Source organism: Nonomuraea sp. NPDC051191 (assembly GCF_044455665.1).
In the GTDB taxonomy this organism is placed as follows: domain Bacteria; phylum Actinomycetota; class Actinomycetes; order Streptosporangiales; family Streptosporangiaceae; genus Nonomuraea.
The window spans coordinates 194,094-213,716 of the sequence record NZ_JBITEZ010000011.1 but is presented as its reverse complement, the minus strand read 5'-3'; the positions used below and the strand labels follow the sequence as shown (position 1 = coordinate 213,716).

The following is a 19,623-nucleotide window of genomic DNA, read 5'->3' as shown; positions in this document are numbered from 1 at the left end:
CCCCCTAACTGGGGTGAATATAACAACAACATCATCTGGCCTGAAAGAGATCAACAGCCTTGTTGTTCATCAGATGCCGACAAGTGCCACAGCCTTCTCACTGAGCGCCGACACCTCGTCCCGCAGCACCCAGGCACGGTGCACTCCGCGCTCGACGCGTTCCAGGCCGAGCTCCGCGGCGTGCGGCGCGTTCGCGCCCAGGTACTCGATGAGCAACTCCGCCTCGCGCGCCGCGCGGACCAGGAAGGGGGCGCCACGCCACTCGCAGACGACGGTCAGGTGCCAGATCGCCGCGCAGTCGGCCGCCGGGACCGCGCGTACGTACCGGCCAGGCGCCACCTCCTCGAAGCCGTCGGCGGGCTCCGGGGCGTACAGACGCATGAAGAGCACGCCGTCGACGAGGTCCGGCGACGCCTCGTGGTCGGCGCCCGCCCAGCGGACGCGGTAGGAGCCGGGGTTCATTCGTCCTCCACCATCAGCCACCGGCAGCGGTCGGCGTCGTACCGCGCCCGCGTGCGTTCCTTGCCGTCGGCGGCCAGCTCCACGATCTCGGCGCCGTGCGGCAGGCCGATGCCGTCGATCTTGTACTCCCTGATGGTCTCGGCGGGGTTCGGCACCAGGCCCGTGCCGACGAACGGCGGCTCCTCGATCACCCAGCCGGCCATCGCCGTCCGGCCCCTCTCGTCGACCCCGCCGTACGGGGTGCGGTAGAGCTCCACCCCGACCGCCGGCCAGCGCAGCAGGTTGACCGCGCCCTCGGCGGTGAGGGCGTCGTCCTGGAGCAGCGCGTCGGCGAGCACGGACGGAGTCGCGATGTGCTCGACGTCGAGCGCGTGGTGGCAGTAGCCGGACACGCGCGGCCGTTCGCTGTCCAGCAACTCCTGGATCTGCGCCACCTCCAGCAGCTTCTGCACGATCGGGACGCCGTGGCCGGGCTCGGCCACCAGGTCCTGCTCCAGCGTGGGCACCGCCAGCCGCGCGACCGTGCCCGGCTCCAGCAGGAACGACGGTTCGAGCCCCGGGTTGACCGCCAGCCCCCAGCGGGGGTCGGGCCAGCCCGCCGCGAGCTCGACCAGCGACAGCACCCGGCAGTGCCGGACGGCGCCGCCCGTGGCCTCCAACATCGCCTCCTCCGACGTGTACACCGCCACCCACACACGATCGGCCCCCGCGAACGTCGGCCAGGCGACCTGCTCGTCACCTCTGGCGGCGGCGTCGCCGACCGGGCAGGCGAAGTCGGCGTACCGCAGCAGCGCGAGACAGGTGGACAGGTCCTGCCGGCCGTGCGCCTCCTTGAGCCGCTCCTCGAACGCGGTCGGTGCCTGCATGGCGACACCCTAGTGGGTTGATCCGCGTTCCCTGTAGGTTGCCCGTGTGACGGATCGGCCGATTGCCCGCACCCGCGACGAGGCTCTCGTGTACCTCGACCTGAATCCCTGCCGGTGCGGCTCGGTGGAGACCGAGTGGGACAGCGGCGTGGTCAGCGTCGAAGGCTCGCTGGCCACGTGCTGGTCGGGTGCCTGCGACGACTGCGGCGCGGCGCGGGAGTACCTGTTCTCACTGCCCAGGCGCGAGGTCATGCCGGTCGGCTGGCCGACGTTCGGCGGCGCGGAGCCGTCCGAGCTGCTCGACGCCGGGGAGTGGATGTGGCTGGCCGACCTCACGGCCGGCAACGTCCCCGACGATCCGGAGGACGCTCGCCGGGCGCTCTCCATGGCTCGTTCGGCCATGGACGAGGTGCTCAAGTTCATCCCCGAGGGGCAGGACGACGTCCCCGCGGAGGCCTTCTGGTCCGCCCGCGGGCGGGAGGTGCGCGCCGCCGAGCCTCCCCGGTTCCGCCGCGACCGCCTGATGGTCGTCCGGGACACCTACCGCGAGCTCGCCGACCGCTGAGCTTCCCCGGCGGGCCGGCCGTCGTGGTCGTCGTGGTCGTCGTGGCCCGCCAGCGACCGGCGGCGGTGGTCCCGCGGGCTGAGGTCGTAGGCGGTGCGGAACGCGCGGCTGAACTCGGCGCCGTTCCTGAAGCCCCAGCGCATGCCGATCTCGCCGATCGGAAGGTCCCGCAGCCGCGGGTCGGCCAGGTCGGCGTGACAACGTTCGAGCCGGCGCCGGCGTACGGTGGCGCCGACGGTCTCGTGCCGCTGCTCGAACAGCGCGTGCAGGGTGCGTACGGAGATGTGGTGGTGCGCGGCGATGCTCGACGGCCCCAGGTCGGGATCGCCGAGATGCTGGTCGATGAAGGCGTCGATCCGCGCGGCCAGCATCCGGTGCCGGCTCTCGGCCGGCAGCTGGCGGCCGGCGTCGAGGCGTCCGGCCAGGAAGGCGGCGGCCAGGTCGACGCCGATGGTGCCGAGGCGGGGCAGCTCGGCGGGGTGGCAGCCGCTCGCGTGTTCGAGCAGGCCGGTGAGGTAGCGGGCCAGCAGCGCCCCTGAGCCGGTGGCCGCCCGGAGCCTGGTGGCCAGCAACGGCTCCAGCTGGCCGCGGGTCAGCGGCAGCGCCTCGCGTGGCAGGAACAGGAGCGTCACCCGGGTCGGCCGGTCACCGTCGAGGAACTCGGTCACGTACGGCGAGGAAGTGTCGAACAAGGACATGTCGCCGGCCTGTAACAGGGATTCGTTGCCCCGCTGCCGCAGCCGGTTGGCGTTGCCGTGCAGCAGGAAGAGCTCGTAGCCCTCGGGATCGTGCCGGCTGATGTGGGCCGGGGTGCGCCGGCCCTTCAGCGGCGACATCGTGAAGTCGCCCACCCGCACCTGCGACAGGTCGATGGACTGCACCCGGCCGTGGAAGTCGTCGGCGTGCTCGCTGGACAGCGCGGTGGGCACGACCTCGTGCGCGGCGAGGTGCGCCCACCACTCCAGGCGATCCTTCCTCGGGATCGCGTCGGTGGACGCGGACACCACCGGGCTCGGTCTGGCCATGCGGTGGATCCAGGAACTTCGGTACGGGTGATCGCATACCGCGTCGACGCTGTCGGCCACCGTCCAAGGGTCCACAACCCCGGCCTCGGCCGCAAGACCGGCGGCGCGTCCTGTCGCGGTCCGCAACCTACCGGCCGTCCGTGCGATCCGCCGGCCCCTGGGCCTCGGGGGTCGTCCGGCGGGGCGCGGACTGTCCGGGACGGACGAGGCCGGAGTCGTACGACACCACGACCACCTGCGCGCGGCTGCTCAGCCCCAGCTTGGCCATCAGCCGGTTGAGGTGCGTCTTGACCGTGCCCTCGCTCACCGACAGCCGTTCGGCGATCTCCTTGTTCGATAATGCGTGCCCGACCAGCCGCAGCACCTCCGTCTCGCGCCCGGTGAGCCGGTCGAGGGAGGGGGAGGGCAGCGGGGCGGGCGGTTCCGTGAACGCCTCGATCAGGCGCCTGGTCGCGGCCGGGGCCAGCAGGATGTCGCCCGCCGCGACCGTGCGGATGGCGGCGATCAGGCGTTCGGGCGGCGTGTCCTTGAGCAGGAAGCCGCCGGCGCCCAGGCGCAGCGCGTTGTAGACGTACTCGTCGAGGTCGAACGTGGTCAGGATGAGCACCTTGGGCGGCGGGTCGTGCGCGGCGGCCAGGATGCGCTCGGTCGCGGTCAGGCCGTTGATGCCCGGCATCCTGATGTCCATGAGGATCACGTCGGGCCTGAGCGTGGCGGCCAGGCGCACGGCCTCCTCGCCGTCGGCGGCCTCGCCCACCACCTCCAGGCCCGCGGCCCGCAGGAGCGCGGCCAGACCGGCGCGGATGAGCACCTGGTCGTCGACCACGAGAACCTTGATCTCGCACCTGCCTCACGGTCGTCACGGCGGCCGATCGCCCTCACCGGGTGTGAGGAGCGGGAAGGTCGCCAGCACCTCGAACCCGCCCTCGGGCAGCGGCCCGGCGGTGATCGAACCCTGGTAGAGCCTGACACGTTCAGTCATGCCGATCAACCCGTGGCCGCCGGAACCCCGGCCCCCGGCCTCGACGGCGGCGCCGTCGTTGCTGACACGCAACGTCAGCGTGGCCGGACCGTAGCCGATGCGGATCTCGACCCGGCCGGGGTCGGCGTGCTTGAGGACGTTCGTCAGCGACTCCTGGACGATGCGGTACGCGCACAGGTCGAGGCCGGGCGGCAGCGGCCGGGCGCGGCCCTCGACGGTGAGCTCGGTGCCGACGCCCGCCGCGCGCATGCGTTCGACCAGCGGATCGAGGGCCAGCAGGCCCGGCGCGGTGGCGTAGAGGCCCTCGTCGTCGTCGTGGGCCTCGATGCGCAGGATCGACAGCAGCCGGCGCATCTCGGTCAGCGCCTCGTGGCTGGTGTCGGCGATGACCCCCAGCGTGGCGTGGGCGGTGGCCGGGTCGCTCAGCGCGACGTAACGCCCCAGCCCGGCCTGTACGGAGATGACCGACATGTGGTGGGCGACGACGTCGTGCAGCTCGCGGGCGATGCGCACCCGCTCGCGGGTGACGGCCCGCCGGGCGGCGGCCCCCTGCTCGGCGCGGAGCTGCGCGGCGAGGTCGGCCAGCTGCGCGGTGCGCTCCGACAGCAGCCGTACGCTGGCCCCCGCGCCCACCCCGCACGCCGCCACCAGGACCGACTGCGCCAGCGCCGACCACGTCGCCAGGCCGGGCTGCTGCCCCGAGGCGTACGTCCACTCGGTGACGACCAGCACCGAGCCGGCCGCGCACCAGGCCCACGACCGGTGCGCGGCGACGGAGTAGAGGGCCACCAGCGGGCCGATGCTGTTGAGCCCGTGGTGGTAGCCGAGCACGTGGTAGACCAGCGACGCGCCCACCGACACCAGCAGCACCGGCACCGGCGCCACCCTGCGCAGCGCCAGCGGCGCGTTGACCAGCAGGGTCAGGCCCATCGACAGGCCGTCGCCGGGCCGGCCCCGGCCCGGCTCGAACACCTCCCACAGCCAGGTGCCGACGACCAGCGTGAGGGCCGCCGCGCCGTCGAGCAGCAGCGGGTGGACCGCGACCACCCGCCGGAGAAGGGACGAGGGGGTGAAGGGCACCCGTCACGCTAACCCCGGCGCCACCCCCGGCGCATCAAACCGGGGGTGGACATCGACTGCCGCGGAAGTTGCAGTCCCGCCCGCTACTGATGCCAGGACTGGTTCATGGACGTGCTGCCCCGCAGGACGAACTCACGGGCGTAGCCCAGCAGGTGCATCTCGTAGAAGCCCCGGAAGTTCGCCTTGCGGTTCAGGATCGGGACGGACGCCGCGTCGTTGGGGTCGAAGTTCCAGTCCTTGTGCATGCGCAGCGTGTACTGCGCGGTGATGACGCGCTTCTTGGGGTTGTCGCCGTTCTCGATGAGGAATTTGCCGTCCGCGCGGAACATGCTGCCGCCGAGCGTGTAGTAGGTGTCCTTGTCCTTCCCGCTGACGTGGGCGCTCTTCCAGAAGGAGTCGAACGTCAGCTCGCAGGTCGCCGCGCGGCACTTGGCGATGGCCTTCTTCGCCATGCTCCGCATGACCTGGTCCACCCGTTTCCCGATGCCCTCGTTGTCGGAGTAGATCTGGTACGGATCCACGATGAAGTCCTTGCCGCTCTTGCCGCGGTAGTGGCTCCAGGTGTCGCAGGTCAGCGTCCAGGCCGCCACGCAGGCCCCCGCGGTCAGCGCGTCGTACTCGGTCAGCACCTTCATCATCTTCAGCACCCGCTTGAGCGTCCTCTTCCACGTCCGGTAGCCGCCGTGCTCGGGCTCGCCGGGGGAGCGGGGGACGTAGTTGCCGCCGCCGGAGACGTCGGGGTGGTGGGGGCACGTGCCGCCGCAGCCGTCGAAACCGCCGCAGAAGCCGCCCGTCGGGTGGCAGGGGTTGGTGGCGCAGCCGCCCTCCGGGCTGCACTCGCCCGAGGGGTCGCTGTTGGTCGCCGGGTTGCTCTCGGCGTAGCCGTAGCCGTTGAGCTGCGCCGGGTTGTCGGCGTTGAACACCGGGTCCACCGAGATGAAGCGGCCGGTGTCCGGGTCGTACTCGCGGGCGCCGAGGTGGGTCAGGCCGGTGCTGACGTCCACGGTGCCGCCGACGAAGCCCTTGTCGCCCGGCCAGCCCGCCGCGGCGCTCCCGCGCGGCTGCCCGAACGGCGTCAGGCGGCGCTTGACGACCGCGCCGGTCCTGGCGTCGATGGCCACCTCGCCGGTGCCGTGCCGGTCGGCGGCCAGGAACGTCACGCCGGTCGTGCTCCTGACCGCCACCACCTGGTCGCCCTGCGTGTAGTAGCGGGTGGCCACCGTGGCCGTGGCGCCCTTGTTCAGCCGCACCTCCATGCCGTCCAGGTACAGCGTGGTCCCGCCGGGGTCGCGGCGCAGCAGCCGGCCGCCGTCGGCGTCGTAGACGAAGGAGGTCTCGCCCTTGCCAGGGTCGGACACCTTGGCCAGCTCGCCCTCGGCGTCCCAGGTGAGGGTCTGGGCGGAGGTCCCGATCCGGCGCGTGGTGGTGTTGCCGGCCGCGTCGTAGGCGTAGCTCTCGGCGCGGGCCCCCGGTCCGGTCTGGGTGACCGCGCCGAGCTGGTGCCCCTTGAGCCCCGCCGCGGCGCCGTCGTCGCCCGCGTAGGTGTAGCCGCGGGTGGCCGACGGCTGGTTGGCCGCGTCGTAGCGGGTCTCGCCCGTACGGTCGCCCGCCGCGTCGTAGGTGTAGGCGTCGTGGTAGGGCGCGGGCCCGCCCAGGACGGCGGCGGCCGGGTCGGCCGCGCACCCGCCGGAGCCCTGCGCCCACGCCTCGGTCAGGCGGGCCAGGTGGTCGTAGCGGAAGCACTGGTTGTCGGCGCCGTCCCTGGAGGCGTCGGCGATCTGCGTGACGTTGCCCGCGTCGTCGTAGCCGTAGGTCTCGCTGCGGTCCACCCCCGCCGCGCCCTCGTGGACGGTGGTCAGGGTGCGCAGCCGCTGGCTGCCGAACTCGTAGGAGTAGGTGAAGTCCACCTGCTTGCCGTCGGCGCCGGTGTCCAGCCGCTGGGCGAGCAGCTTGCCCGTCCTGCTGTAGTCGGTGCCGACCACGTACGACGACAGGTTGCTGGAGGCGGTCAGCGGGCGCCCCAGCTCGTCGTAGGAGGCGGCGATCACCTCGGCGGGCAGGCCGCCCGCGGCCGGGCTGCCGGTGGACTGCAGCGTGCCGTCGGGGTTGTAGACCGTCGAGAAGGTGTATCCGCCCACCGGGGCCAGCGCGCCCTCGGCGGCGGGCACCAGCACGGTCGTCCGCGTCGGCCGGTTCAGGTTGTCGTAGAAGTCCACCTTCTTGGTGTAGGCGGCGCCGCCCGACCAGCGCGTGGAACTGGCCTGCTGGCCCTTGCGCACGGTGTCGTACGTCCACTCGGCCAGCTTGACGCCGGCGCCGTCGTACTGGGCGGTCTTGCGCCCCAGGCCGTCGAGGGTCAGCGTCAGCTTCTGGCCCCGGGCGTCCACCGACTGCACGAGCCGGTCGAGGTCGTCGTAGGCGAACGTGGTCAGCCCCTTGTCCGGGTCCAGCTCGCTCGTCTTGCGGCCCCGCACGTCGTAGGTGTAGCGCCACACGTGCCCGCCCGGCCCCTTGACCTCGGCCGGCCGGTCACCGCCGGTGTAGGTGTAGAACGTCGAGTCGTAGCCGCCGTCCGGGCGGTGGCGGCGCAGCTCCGAACGCCTGCCGCGGGCGTCGGTGACGGTCGTGGTGACCACCCCGCCCGAGGGTGGCGTCACCCGCGACCAGTCGCCGCCGTAGGCGAAGGTCGTGCGCCACAGCTCGCCGGTGTCGCTGTTGCCGGCCCGCAGGATCTCGGCGGTCTTGCGGTTGCGGCCGTCGTAGGTGTACACGGTCTGGGTCTCGACCTGGCCGGTCTGGGCCACGCCGAACAGCGCGGGCGCGGGCGGCCCGTCGGCGAAGTAGGGGGCGTAGGTGCGGTCCACGGCGCCCTGGGCGTTGTAGAAGGTGTCGGAGACGAGCCGGCCGCCGCCGGGGCCGGCGTCCTGGGTCTGGCGGGCGCGCAGCCAGCCGTCCAGCAGCGAGACCGACGTCTCCTGGCCGCCGTCCTGGTCGAGCTTCTTCGTGGTGACGGCGGTGATCTGGCCGGCGGCCACCCGGTAGGCGTACTCGCGGTCGGGCACCTGGCCGGTGCCGCGGGCGGGCGTCCAGACCTTGACCAGCCGGCCCAGCGCGTCGTACGCCATCGTGACCGTCTTGCCGCCCGCGTCGGTGGTCGTGACGGCGCTGCCCCACGCGGGGTCGAGGTCCTTGGCGGTGGTCATGGCCGAGCTGGGGACGCCCGGCGTGGCCGGCGGGCCGGTCTCGGCGGTGCGGGTGTTCAGGCCCTGCGTGTCGGTGTACACGGTGGTGGTCGGCCGCTCGACGGCCGGGGAGGAGGTGTGGTCGATCTTGACGACGGTGGTCGGCCTGCCGTAGGCGTCGTAGGAGGTCCTGGTGTCGGAGACGTACGCCAGGGCCGCCGCCGTGGTGCCGCCGGCCGACGCCTTGTCCGCCGAGGTCGCCCGTCCCTTGCTCGGGGCCTGGCGGTACGCGCCGCCGTCGTAGGCGGTGCGCGTGGCCGAGACCAGGTCCTTGGTGTAGTCCACGGCCGCGCCGCAGCGCCTGGCCACCTTCAGCTCCTCGGCGACCGCGTCGACCAGCCACGCGCCGGTGTTGCGCGCCGCCATCGTCGTGGTGGTGCACACGTCGTCGGTGTCCAGCGCCACGTCGCCCTGGTCGTCGACCTGCAGCACCCGGCCGGTCACCTCGTCGAAGGACAGGTTGGCGGTCTTCGACTCCCGCCAGCGGCCGCCGTCCAGCGCGGTGAGCGTCCGCGTGGTCCTCGGGGCCGACAGGTAGGCCGAGACCGTCCCCCACGAGCGCGTACGGCTCGCCGTCCGCTGGTACCAGGGCGAGGTGACGACCTTCTCCACCGGCGTGCCGCCGGCCCGGTCGTAGGTGACCTTCCGCACCTCGAAGCCCTGCAACGCCTCGCTGTCGGGGGAGGAGCCGCCCTCGCCGTCGGAGACGTCGACGTCCTTGCGGCCGCCGTCCGGGCCGAGCCGGTCGCCGTCCATGCCCTGGAAGTACCAGTGGTCCACCTGGCCGGGGTTCGGGCCGGTCGCGCCCGAGATGACGCGCACCTTGTCGTAGCCGTGCCACTGCGACCACGTCTTGTACTTCTCCGGCGTCAGCCCGTCGTCGTCGTCGAAGTGCCAGGCGGGCCGGCCGATCGAGTAGTCGTAGGCGGTGACCTGGTCGGGCGCGCCGCCGGTCAGGTCGGTCTGCACGGTCTGCGTCACCACGTACTTGTGGAACCAGTCCAGCGTCGGATGGTCGTCCACGCCGCTGGTCTTCATCCAGTAGACGGGGAAGCAGCGGCGCCGGTTCGTCTGCGGCGACGGCAGGTCGGACGTGGTGCAGTCGGCGGCCGAGTAGTTGACGTCGAGCACGCCCCCGTACTCGTTGTAGATCGTGCCCAGCCGGTTCTTCACGAACGGCCCGAGGTCGTCGCCGAGCTTGTCGACGCGGTTGGGCAGCTGCGTGTACACGAACGACACCGGCGGCAGGGTCACCGGCGCGGCCCCCGCGTGCCCGGTGTGCACGACCGAGGTCAGCAGCAGCTGGCGGTCGACGTCGGCCATGCCCCAGGCGTGCTGGAGCGTCCAGGAGTCCACCGCGCGGTGGCCGCTGCCGTCGGCCTTGGCCACCTTCGTCGTCACCTTGACCAGCCGCTTGCGCGACCAGAACGTGGGCGAGCCGGTGCCGTGGTCCTCCTCGCACTTCTGGCCCTCGTCGCAGTGCAGGTCCCAGGGCACGTCCTGCCAGTAGTCCGGATGATCCTTGATCTCCGCCTCGGCGCAGTCGGAGGCCGTCTCGCGCATGCACCGCTCGGCGGTGGTGAACTCCACCCGCGCCGGGGCCGGCGTGGGGAACAGGTCGCCGGCGCGCAGGCCGTACTCGGCGTAACGCAGGTGGCCGCCGCGCACGTACGGGGTCTCGTCCTCGGCCTTGAGGTTGCGGCCGTAGTGGTTGCGTTCCTGCTCGTAGAAGTAGACGACCGCGTTGCCGTCGGTGTCGACCACCTTGTCCAGGTTCCACCGCCAGGCCTGCTGGCACCAGGAGTCCTTGAAGTCGGACTTGTGGCACGGCTCGCCGTCGTCGTCGCCGAACACCGGGACCGTCCAGGCCGACTTCGTCTGCGGCTTGCCGGCGGCCAGCGTGTTGAGGCCGAAGAAGTACTGGGTGCCGTCGGTCGTGGTGACCTTCCAGTACTCGCCGTCGTCGTCGCCGTTGGCGGTTCCCGAGCCGGTCAGCCGTTCGACGCGGGTGCCGTCGTCGCCCTTGGTGCGCCAGGTGCCGTCGCCGGCCGGGATCAGCTCGCCGCCCTTGCCGTTCAGGCTCAGCGTGGCGTTGTCGTACCCCCAGCACAGGTCGCCGGGGTAGATGTTCCAGGTGGTGTTCTTGGGCGCCTTGTCGTCCTCGCAGGAGTTGTAGCGGCGCTCGATGTAGCCGGGCCACAGCTCGAAGCCGTCGCCCACCCACGACGGCTGGCTGTTGCCGTTGGAGGTGCGGCCGTCGATCGAGGCGGAGCTGTAGGACAGCGCCACCGACGGCGTCAGCCCGCCCGGCACCGGCGGCATCCGCATCGGGTACGACCAGGTGAAGTCGCCCGACTGGGCGCCCACCTGCCAGGTGTCGGAGGCGGCCAGCGAGGTCGCCTTGTAGTCGCCCTTCTCGCCGCCGCTCTGCGCGGTGGCCGCCAGCACGGTCTCGGCGGCGGGCACCTGGGCGCTCAGCGTGGCGGCCGCCGTGTCGTTGACGGCCGTCAGCGGCCGGACCGTGCGGCATTCGTCCCGGCCCGGCGTGGTCAGGGCGCACGCGGGCAGGCCGACCAGGCGCAGCCGGGAGCCGTAGTCACCGCCGTAGGCGGCGGCGAAGCCCGAGTAGTCGAGCCGCACGTCCACGGTGTCGCCGGCGGGCTGCTCCAGCGCGAAGACCACGCCGTCCAGCCCGGTCCCCGCCACGGCCGCGCGGTCGAGCACCCGCGCCCGCGCCGCACCGGAGATCCGCAGCGGACCCTTCCCCCCGGCGTCCCGGGACGCCCCCGCGGACAGTCCCGGGGACGCCTGGGGGGAGCCCTCCACCACGCCCGCTTCGGGCCAGCGCACCACCGGAGGCGGCGCGGGACGGGCGACCGACGCGTCCAGGACGCGCGGCCTGGCCTTGACCGGCCCGCCCGCCACGACCCTGTCCGGGTCCTTGGGGGCGGCGGCCCGGTCCGCGGCCGCCGGGGCGGCCGGTAAGGCGGCCAGCAGGCCCGCCACCAGCGTCAACGCCGTCGTGATGCCGACGGCACGCCTTGACCTCGTCACGGCGCCCTCCCTCACAGCTCGTCGATCTCGGTCGGATTGGCCAGGTAGGCGACCTCGTCGTCGGTCGCCGCGCCGCGCAGCACCCACACGTCGTCGATCTGGCCGGCCCAGTTCTGTCCCGCCGGGTACGCGCCGCCGCTCCTGGCCCGGCCCAGTTGCAGCGAGGAGATCGGGGCGAAGACGCGGGTGCCCTCCCGGTAGGAGACCGTCGGCGCCTCCGCCGCGGCCTCCAGCACGCCGTTGACGTAGAGCGAGACCCGGCTGTCGAAGCCGTCGAAGACCACGGCCAGGTGGTCCCAGTCGCCGAACCCGCTCTGGTGGAAGGAGGAGTGCTCGACCGTCGCCACGCTGGCGCCCGTGCCGTCCTTGTTCGGGACGTCCAGGACGTAGCGGCCCTTGGCGGCGTCGAAGCGGACGGTGATCGCGCTGTTGGCGGCGCCGCCCAGGCTCAGCACGGTCATTGACCTGGCCGGCACGCCCGCCGTCTGCGCCCAGGCCGCCACGGTGAAGCTCGCGGCGGTGTCCACCACGGCCCCGGACGCCGAGGCGTAGTCGCCGTCGCCGCCCGGCAGGTCGAGCGCCCCCGCCACCTGCCCGGACGGCGGCGTGACGACGCTCAGCCCCGGGTCGGTCACGATCCGAGCGCCGCCCGACAGCGTCAGCGGGTGCCCGGCCGCGACCGGCGCGGAGTCCGCGCTGACCGGCGGCGTCCCGGCGGCCTGGTTGACCCGCCAGCGTCCGGACACGTCGGACTTGACGGTGAACAACGTCCTGGCCTCCTCGGCCGAGACGACCCGGTCGAACAGCCGCACGTCGTCGAGCGCGCCCGGCCAGTAGTCGCCCATCACGCCGTTCCACCTGGCCCGGCCGAGTTGCAGGCCGCCGGTGGAGCGCCAGGGCTCGGCCATGTCCACGCTGCCGCTGTCGACGCCGTTGACGAGCAGGCGCAGCTTCCTGGAGACCGCGTCGTGCACGGCGACCAGGTGCGTCCACTGGCCGGGGACCGCCGCGGCGGCCGAGTAGACCGTCGCCGTGGTGGGGGACGTCGCGTCGGCCGCGGTGACCATGAAGCCCCACTTGTTGGTGCTCGCCCGGTATTTCAGGTAGAAGCCGCTCTGGGTGATCCCGTCCTGGCTGACCATGGTGACGTCCTTGGCGGGCAGCGTGGCGGGCAGCCGCACCCACGCCGAGACGGAGTACGTGCCGCCGGTGTCCACGACCGGGCCGGCCGTGGCCGCGTAGCCGGTGGAGCCGTTGAACTGGGCGGCCGTGCCGACCTGGCCGGGCACGCCCAGGGTCAGGCCGGACGCCGCGGCCGTCGGCGGGGCGCTCTCGCCGTAGACGCGCGAGCCGCCGGCCGGCTCCTCCATCCGCCACACCGCCGCCGCGCCCTGCGGCACGGTCCCGGCCGCCAGGCCCGCGGCCTCCTCGTCGGACACGGCCCTGCGCAGCACGGCGACCTCGTCCACGTCGCCCGGCCACCAGTTGGCGTAGCCGCCGTCGTACAGGCTGCGGCCGAGCTGGAAGGCGCCCTGGGCGTCCAGCACCGACGTCACCGGGGTCTCGGCGACCCGGGTGCCGTTGACGTACAGGCGCAGCACCTTGGCCGTGGCGTCGTAGACGCCCGTCAGGTGGGTCCAGGTGTCCAGCTCGGGCAGGACGGGCGCGCCGGCCCTGGTCCACGGGCCGCTGCCGCCGCGCACGTCGCCGGCCGGCGTCTTGAACACCCAGCCGTTGGGGGCCGGGTCCACGCCGAGCTGGAACCCGCTCTGGGTGATCGCGTCCTGCGCCAGCACGTTGTAGTAGCCGTCGTTCCTGCGCAGCCGCACCCACGCCGAGACCGTGAAGCCCTCACGGGTGCGCACCAGCGGGACGGAGGTCGCCGCGTAACCGCCGCCCAGGCCGTCGAACCGCAGGCCGCGGCCGGTCCGGCCCTCGGCGCCGAGCGTGGCGCCGGCCCCGGTCAGCGCCGCCACGCCCGGCGTCTCACCGGTCAGCGCGGTCGCGCCCGTCGGTTCGTCGAGCTTGAGCCTGACCTGCTCGGGCGCGCCCTCGCTGACCCAGAAGCTGTGGTCGCCGATGGAGAAGTTGCCGGCGGCGTCCCACACGGTCACGTACAGGGTGTTGATCCCCGCTCTGGTGGGCGCCTGCCGGACGACCTGCGGGTTGGCGGTACGCGCCTGGGCCGAGGCGGGGTCCGGCGTGGTGTTGAGCGCGTAGGCGAACTTGACGACCTCGGGGTCGAAGGCGAGGGAGAAGCCACCGTACCGGCCGACGCCGTCGCGGGCGACCGCGTCCGGGTCGTCGGGGTTGAGCGCCGGGTACTCCGGCGAGCTGACCTGCGGCGTGCGCGGCGCGGTCGGGTCGTAGCGCAGGTAGCAGGCGGTCGCCGAGCCCGCCCAGCTCCACGGGCTCCACGCCGCGCCGTCGTAGGTGCGCACCATGTAGCTGAACCCGGCGCCGACCGGGATCAGCCCGGACGGGATCTGCACCGAGAACGACGACTTCTTCGAGCCGGCGGCCGACTGCTTCTTCGGCGTCGTCGTGTGCCAGTTCTTCTCCACGCCCTGCGCGTCCGTCCACACCACCGCGAACTCGGCGCTCAGCTTCTCGCCCTCGGTGCCGCTGTTGTCGGCGTCGGTCAGGTTGTCCGCGTAGATCATCGGGATGCGGTTGACCGCCGTGGGCTTGCCGTACACCGCGCACGGGCCGCCGGGACTGGAACGGAGCTGGCTCATCTTCGGCTGCGGGGGCGGGGTGTTGTAGTACACGCGCAGGACGGCGTCGCCGTCGAAGCGCTTCCAGCCGTACTCGTCGTCCTCGTGGCCGGCCCGCAGCCCGAACGTGGTGGCCGACCAGCCCTTCGACGCGGCGGCCTTGACCGCGCTCAGCACGTTGAACACCACGTCGCCCGCCGGGCAGCCGGTACGGCCCTTGGCCACGTCCCGGTAGGTCAGGTAGTCGGCCCAGTTGTCCTTCGTGGAGTTCCAGGTGGACGTGGTGCCGAACCCGGTGGCCCGGTAGATGTGCACCGAACGGCCGTCGCAGGAGGGCGCGAACGTCTCCTTGACGGAGAACTCCGCCGAGATGATCTGCTTGCCGGAGAACCGGCTGGTCGGCATCCGGTAGAACAGCCGCTTGACGAACGAGCTGCCGCAGTACGCGCCCGCGGGCGGCAGGCTGATCGGGCAGCGGCCCATGCCCTCCTCCTTGAACCCGTAGTCCTCCCATCCGCCGCTGGAGACCATGAGGTTGGCCGATTCGCCGGGGGAGTACCACACCGGGTCGATGTAGACCGGGAAGACCGTTCCGGGCGAGGTGAGCATGCCCTGGTCCGGCGTGAGGGTCAGCGCGCCGTCGCCGGTGGCGGCGGGCATCACGGCCACCTTGGAGGTGTCGCCCGGCGCGGCGGCCGAGGCGGCGCGCAGGCCGTCGTCGACCGCTCCGGACCTGGCCAGCAGCCCGGCGGGAGCGCTGGAGTCCCACATGCGCGGCGGCGCGGCCGTGAACAGCTCGCCGCCGCCGGCCGCGTCGGTCACCGACTGGCGGCCCCGCGCGTCGGCCGACACCCGCAGGCCGGGCGTGACCAGCCCGAACCGCAGCCGCCGCAGCCGGGGATCGCGGGCCGCGGCCGGGGTCCTGACGACCAGGACGTGCGAGGCGCCCCTCGCGGTCACCTGCACGCGCAGGTCCACGTCCGGGCCGAGCACGCCGCGGTACAGCGCCGTGTCGCCCTGGAGCTCGGGCGCGGGCAGCGTCCCCGGCCAGGTGAGCGACATGGTCCGGCCCGCCCTGGTCATCGCCAGCATCGCGTCGTCGCCGCCGCCCGACAGCCGTACGCCCACAGGCGAGGCCACCGGGCGCACCGAGCCGTCGTCCGCCTTGACCAGGGTGGTGTCGACCGGCACCCAGGCGCCGTCCTTGAGCGTGCGGACGGGGAACAGGTGCTCGGTCGCGACGAAGCCGCCGTCCGGCTGGGCGTACACCTCGCGGGCCTCGCCGCGCAGCCCGAGCACCTCGACGGGCCGGCCGCCGCGCGCGGCCTCGGCCGCCGCCTCGGTCTCGGTCACGTGCGGCCCCGGCTCGGGCGCGGCCCGCCCGGCCGGACCGGCGTCGGCCCTGGACGGAACGGTCAGAAAGCACAACGCGAGCACGCTCGCGAGTGCCGCGTTCCAACGTCTTCTCACGGGTGCTCCTCGGTTGCGGCCCTGATCGGAGGCATGACGGGACCCCGGGACGGCCCGGGACGCGGCGATGCCGAGAGCTGCCAAGACGGTAGGACCCGCGGCATGACGGTGACGTCAGCCCGTGGGTTGAGAGATCGTCAACTTTGGCGGTAGGAACCCCGCCCGGCACGGGGACGGCCTGTCGGCGCAGCAAGTGATCTACAATGTAAAGGGGCTCGCCGGAAACTCGGATGCGGTGCCGCGCGGCCCCGCCTAGGCTGTGCGCGCCGAGGGCGCGGCGCCGTCGGCGGATCAGGAGGTGCGTGCGGCATGACCAGTCACCTGTTCGCGATCTGCTTCAACGCGACCCGTCCCGCGGACCTGGCGAGGTTCTGGTCCGGGCTGCTGGGATGGGAGCAGGCCGACGGTCCTGACGGTGACAGCGCGATCCTGCCTCCCGGCCCCGCCGGGTTCCGCGTGCGATTCCTGCCCAGTCAAGAGCCGAAGATCGGCCAGAACCGGGCGCACTTCGACCTGACGAGCACCTCCCCGGAGCACCAGCGGCGGACGGTGGCCCGGGCCCTGGAACTCGGCGGGAAGCACATCGACGTGGGCCAGCTCCCGGAAGAGGGGCATGTCGTGCTCGCCGATCCGGACGGCAACGAGTTCTGCGTCATCGAGGCGGGCAACAGGTTCCTCGCCGGCACCGGCGTCATCGGAGCGCTGGCCGGCGACGGCACCCAGGAGGTCGGCTACTTCTGGAGCGCGGCGCTGGACTGGCCGCTGGTCTGGGACCAGGACCAGGAGACCGCGATCCAGTCGCCGGACGGCGGCACGAAGCTCACCTGGGGCGGCCCTCCCGTGGCCCCGAAGACGGGCACGAACCGGCTGTCGTTCGAGCTGGCGCTGCCCGCCGACGCCGACTGGGAGGCGGAGGTCGACCGCCTGATCGCGCTCGGGGCGAAGCGCGCCTCCGGCGAGGACGACGGCGGCCGGCTCCTGATGTTCGACCCGGACGACAACGAGTTCCACATCCGGAAGCCCCGGTGACACGGCGTTCCGCGTCCAGAAGCCCCGGTGACACGGTGCTCGACGTCCAGAAGCCCCGGTGACACGGTGTTCCGCGGACGGCCGTGACCGGTGGCGCCCGCCCCCCGATCCCGGCGGCGCGTCGAGCTCAGCCCTGCCAGGCCCGGCGGAAGCTCGACCGCGCCCGATGCAGCCGCGACTTGACCGTCCCTGAGGGGACCCGCAACATCCGCGCCGCGACCTCCTCCGGCACCCCCTCCAGGTCGCGCAGCACCAGCACCGCCCGGTGCTCCGGCGACAGGCGCTCCAGGACGTCCCGGACGTCCACGGCGCGTTCGACGTCGTGCGGCGAGGGCAGTTCGGCCAGCTCCGCAGGACTGGCGCGGCCGTCGCGCCGGGCGATCCTGACGGCCTCCCGCACGGCGATCGCCCGGGCCCAGCCGAGCAGGGCCTCGGGTTCACGCAGGTCGCGCAGATGCCGGAAGATCGCGATGAGGGCCTCCTGGACGGCGTCGGGCCCGCTGTCCAGCGCGATGGGCCCGCAGATCCGGCCCAGGTACGGCGTCAGCTCGGCGAGCAGGTCGTTCATGGCCATCGTGTCGCCCCGCTGGGCGGCGGCCACCAGGGCGGCCGTCATGACCGGTTCCCGGCGACCCGGGCCGCGAGCCTGGCCAGCGCCCTTTCCCCGGCCGACCGCACACCCCAGGGCAGCAGCGCGGCGCGGCCCGGGACGCGGACCCCGCCCGTCTGCGCGACCAGGGTCCCCTCCGGCACGGCCGTCGCGGCGACGCCGACGAGCAGGAACCGGCTCTGCATCCAGCACCAGCCCGGCCGCAAATCGACGTCGAACCGGGCGCGCATGCCGTACCGGCTGCGGGCCCTGGCCACGAGGCGGCCGTCCGGACGCGCGGGCTCGACGGTGATGTGCCGCATGTCGGGCTCGAAGGCGCCGAACTCCTTCTCCAGGTCGCTGACGACGGCCCAGACCGTCGCGAGGGGTGCGGGGATGACGCGTTCGGCGACGGACGCCCCGGGGATGGCCGCGGCCAGCGCGCGCAGGCGCCGTACGGGGTCCAGGTCGGAAACAGGCCAGCTCATGTCCATCCAGAGGCGGGCGAGGCGCGAAAGGTTCCATGGAACCATTGCCGGACTCGCCGACTCTTGCCGGGTATGAAGACCTCACGCCTCGGCGCCCTGACCGCCTCCGTCCTGCTCGCCGACGCCACCGCCCACCTGTACTGGCTGACCGGCCGGACCTGGCCCGCCCGCGACATCGGATCACTCTCCCTGGCGGTGCTGAACTTCGAGGTGCCCTTCACCGCCCGCGTCCTGGTGCCGCTCGTCGTCGTGCTCGGCACCGGGGCGGCGGCGGTGCTCGCCTGCTCCCGGGGCCGGGGCGGTCTGCCCGCCCGTCTGGTCACGGGAGCCGTCGCCGCCGGGACCCTGGTGCGCGCGGTGGCCGGCCTGGTCTGGATCCTCGGCATCGGGGCGGACACCGCGACCCCGTTCTACTGGCTGAACCTGTTCCTCTACACGCCGCTCTGCGTGTTCATGGCCACGGCGGCCGCCGTCGTCGCGACCCGCGCGTCCCGGGTTGCCGTGGTTCATCCGGGTTGAGTCGTCGGGCATAGGGTGAGCCGCATGGGGTTGCGGCTTGTTCAGGTGAATGTCAAGGCTCGGGACGACGCGGCGCTCGGCCGGTTCTGGGCGCAGGCGCTCGGCTGGGGACTCTCCAGCGAGGGCCCCGGTGTGACCAACGTGGAACCCGTGGGCTTCTCCTGGCCCGACCCGGCCGCCGTCTGCGTCGACCTCGTCGCCGTCCCCGACCCCGAGACGGTGCGGTACCGCCTGCACCTCGACCTCGCCACCACCTCCGAGGCCCATCAGGCGGAGCTGGTCGCGCGCCTGAAGGAGCTGGGCGCGCGGCCCGCCGACGTCGGCCAGGGCGACGTCCCGTGGACGGTTCTGGCCGATCCGGAGGGCAACGTGTTCTGCGTGCTGGAGCCCCGGGAGATCTACCGGGACACCGGCCCGATCGCCGCGGTGGTGGTCGACTGCGCGGACCCGCGGGCCATGGCCCGGTTCTGGGGCGAGGCGGCCGCCTGGACCGTGCACGAGGTGACCGACGACCACGCGCGGCTGCGCTCACCCCAGGGGGTCGGGCCGTACCTGGAGTTCCTGCGCACGACGCCCGGTGAGAAGACCGTGTGGAACCGGATCCGCCTCGACCTGCTGCCGTACCGCGGCGACGACCAGGCGGCCGAGGTGGCCCGGCTGCGGGCGCTCGGCGCGACGCCCGCGGACGTCGGCCAGGGCGACGTCCCGTGGATCGTCCTCGCCGACCCGGAGGGCAACGACTTCTGCGTCCTCGCCGCCCCGCGCTGAGGCGCGTTCCTTTCTGACCGGGCCGGGCGCGGGAGGGGCGCAGCCGCCGCGGGTCAGAGGGCTCCGGCGCGGGCCGCCGCCAGCGCCGCCGCGGCGGCCCGGTCGGCGGCGGCCTCGTCGAGGGCCTCCCCGGTGTTGAGCAGGGCGTAGTACAGGGGCGCGGAGACAGCGGCGATCACCCGGCGCGGGTCGGCGCCGGACGGCAGTTCGCCGCGCCCGATCGCGTCGGTGACGCACCCGGACCACTCCTCGATGCGGACGGCGTAGAAGCGGTGCAACGCCCGCGCGGCCTCCTCGTCGCAGAGCGAGGCGGCGATCAGCGCCTTGAACAGGCGCCCCTGGCGGGGGTCGGTGAGGGTCTTGACGACCAGCCGGGCGTTGTCGCGCAGGTCCTCCGCCACGCTGCCGTTGCGGGCGCGGGGGAGTGAGGTTTCGGCCATGTCCTTGAGCAGGTCGGCGGCGAGCGCGCCGGGCGTGCCCCAGCGCCGGTAGACGGTGGTCTTCCCGACGTCCGCCAGGCGGGCGATGTCGCCGAGGTCGAGCCCGTAGAAGCCCTTCTCGGCCAGCGTGTCGCCGGCGGCCTGGAGGACGGCCTCGCGGACCCGGGCGGTACGCCCACCAGGACGGACGGCACCGGGCGGTGGAACGGCGGCCATGACGCACTCCTTCTCGCAGACCTCTTATCGGCACCACAGTTCCCTTAACGCGGATTGTGGTGCTACTCTCCTCTCATCTTAACGGAACCACGGAACCGTTTACGGCGGCGT

General features: G+C 73.1%; 14 protein-coding genes. 4 read left to right on the top strand and 10 right to left on the bottom strand.

Going from position 1 to position 19,623, the window contains the following annotated elements; all coding sequences use genetic code 11:
- Positions 1-69 precede the first annotated feature (69 nt).
- Complete coding sequence (locus ACIA8R_RS31015) at positions 70-462, bottom strand: hypothetical protein (RefSeq protein ID WP_397041620.1); 393 nt, start codon at positions 460-462, stop codon at positions 70-72.
- Complete coding sequence (locus ACIA8R_RS31010) at positions 459-1,328, bottom strand: SseB family protein (RefSeq protein ID WP_397041619.1); 870 nt, start codon at positions 1,326-1,328, stop codon at positions 459-461. Before ACIA8R_RS31010 ends, ACIA8R_RS31015 begins: the two co-directional genes overlap by 4 nt.
- 46 nt (positions 1,329-1,374) lie before the next feature.
- On the opposite strand from ACIA8R_RS31010, the gene ACIA8R_RS31005 reads away from it, so the two are divergent.
- A complete protein-coding gene (locus ACIA8R_RS31005) occupies positions 1,375-1,893 on the top strand; it encodes a hypothetical protein (protein ID WP_357701801.1) in 519 nt (172 codons plus the stop codon).
- Here ACIA8R_RS31005 and ACIA8R_RS31000 read toward each other — a convergent pair.
- From ACIA8R_RS31000 to ACIA8R_RS30980, 5 genes are all read right to left on the bottom strand, one after another.
- A complete protein-coding gene (locus ACIA8R_RS31000; RefSeq protein ID WP_364092978.1) occupies positions 1,869-2,918 on the bottom strand; it encodes a helix-turn-helix domain-containing protein in 1,050 nt (349 codons plus the stop codon). The two genes, ACIA8R_RS31005 and ACIA8R_RS31000, sit on opposite strands and share 25 nt — an antisense overlap.
- A gap of 127 nt (positions 2,919-3,045) precedes the next feature.
- On the bottom strand, positions 3,046-3,744 hold the full coding sequence (locus ACIA8R_RS30995) for a response regulator transcription factor (protein ID WP_364092980.1): 699 nt from the start codon (positions 3,742-3,744) through the stop codon (positions 3,046-3,048).
- Between the two features lie 33 nt (positions 3,745-3,777).
- Positions 3,778-4,980, bottom strand: a complete 1,203-nt coding sequence (locus ACIA8R_RS30990; protein ID WP_397041618.1) for a sensor histidine kinase — start codon at positions 4,978-4,980, stop codon at positions 3,778-3,780.
- 83 nt (positions 4,981-5,063) lie between these two features.
- Complete coding sequence (locus tag ACIA8R_RS30985) at positions 5,064-11,276, bottom strand: RHS repeat domain-containing protein (RefSeq protein WP_397041617.1); 6,213 nt, start codon at positions 11,274-11,276, stop codon at positions 5,064-5,066.
- 11 nt (positions 11,277-11,287) lie between these two features.
- Entirely contained in the window at positions 11,288-15,463 is a 4,176-nt protein-coding gene (locus tag ACIA8R_RS30980) for a LamG-like jellyroll fold domain-containing protein (RefSeq protein ID WP_397041616.1), read from the bottom strand.
- A 309-nt stretch (positions 15,464-15,772) separates the two neighbouring features.
- Between ACIA8R_RS30980 and ACIA8R_RS30975 the strand changes: the two genes are divergently transcribed.
- Positions 15,773-16,492 carry a VOC family protein gene (locus ACIA8R_RS30975; RefSeq protein WP_397041615.1) on the top strand — a complete coding sequence of 240 codons (720 nt, stop codon included), beginning with the start codon at positions 15,773-15,775 and terminating at the stop codon, positions 16,490-16,492.
- Between the two features lie 127 nt (positions 16,493-16,619).
- On the opposite strand, the gene ACIA8R_RS30970 is transcribed toward ACIA8R_RS30975, so the two are convergent.
- On the bottom strand, positions 16,620-17,108 hold the full coding sequence (locus tag ACIA8R_RS30970; protein ID WP_364092991.1) for a sigma-70 family RNA polymerase sigma factor: 489 nt from the start codon (positions 17,106-17,108) through the stop codon (positions 16,620-16,622).
- Positions 17,105-17,569 carry a hypothetical protein gene (locus ACIA8R_RS30965; RefSeq protein WP_364092994.1) on the bottom strand — a complete coding sequence of 155 codons (465 nt, stop codon included), beginning with the start codon at positions 17,567-17,569 and terminating at the stop codon, positions 17,105-17,107. Before ACIA8R_RS30965 ends, ACIA8R_RS30970 begins: the two co-directional genes overlap by 4 nt.
- Before the next feature lie 72 nt (positions 17,570-17,641).
- Between ACIA8R_RS30965 and ACIA8R_RS30960 the strand changes: the two genes are divergently transcribed.
- Positions 17,642-18,088, top strand: a complete 447-nt coding sequence (locus ACIA8R_RS30960; protein ID WP_397041614.1) for a DUF3995 domain-containing protein — start codon at positions 17,642-17,644, stop codon at positions 18,086-18,088.
- Between the two features lie 24 nt (positions 18,089-18,112).
- The gene (locus ACIA8R_RS30955) at positions 18,113-18,856 is read left to right on the top strand and encodes a VOC family protein (protein ID WP_397041613.1); all 744 of its coding nucleotides are present in this window, start codon (positions 18,113-18,115) and stop codon (positions 18,854-18,856) included.
- Between the two features lie 53 nt (positions 18,857-18,909).
- Here ACIA8R_RS30955 and ACIA8R_RS30950 read toward each other — a convergent pair whose 3' ends face one another.
- Positions 18,910-19,512 (bottom strand): TetR/AcrR family transcriptional regulator C-terminal ligand-binding domain-containing protein, encoded by a 603-nt coding sequence (locus ACIA8R_RS30950; RefSeq protein WP_397041612.1) that lies wholly within the window; start codon positions 19,510-19,512, stop codon positions 18,910-18,912.
- Between the last annotated feature and the right edge of the window lie 111 nt (positions 19,513-19,623).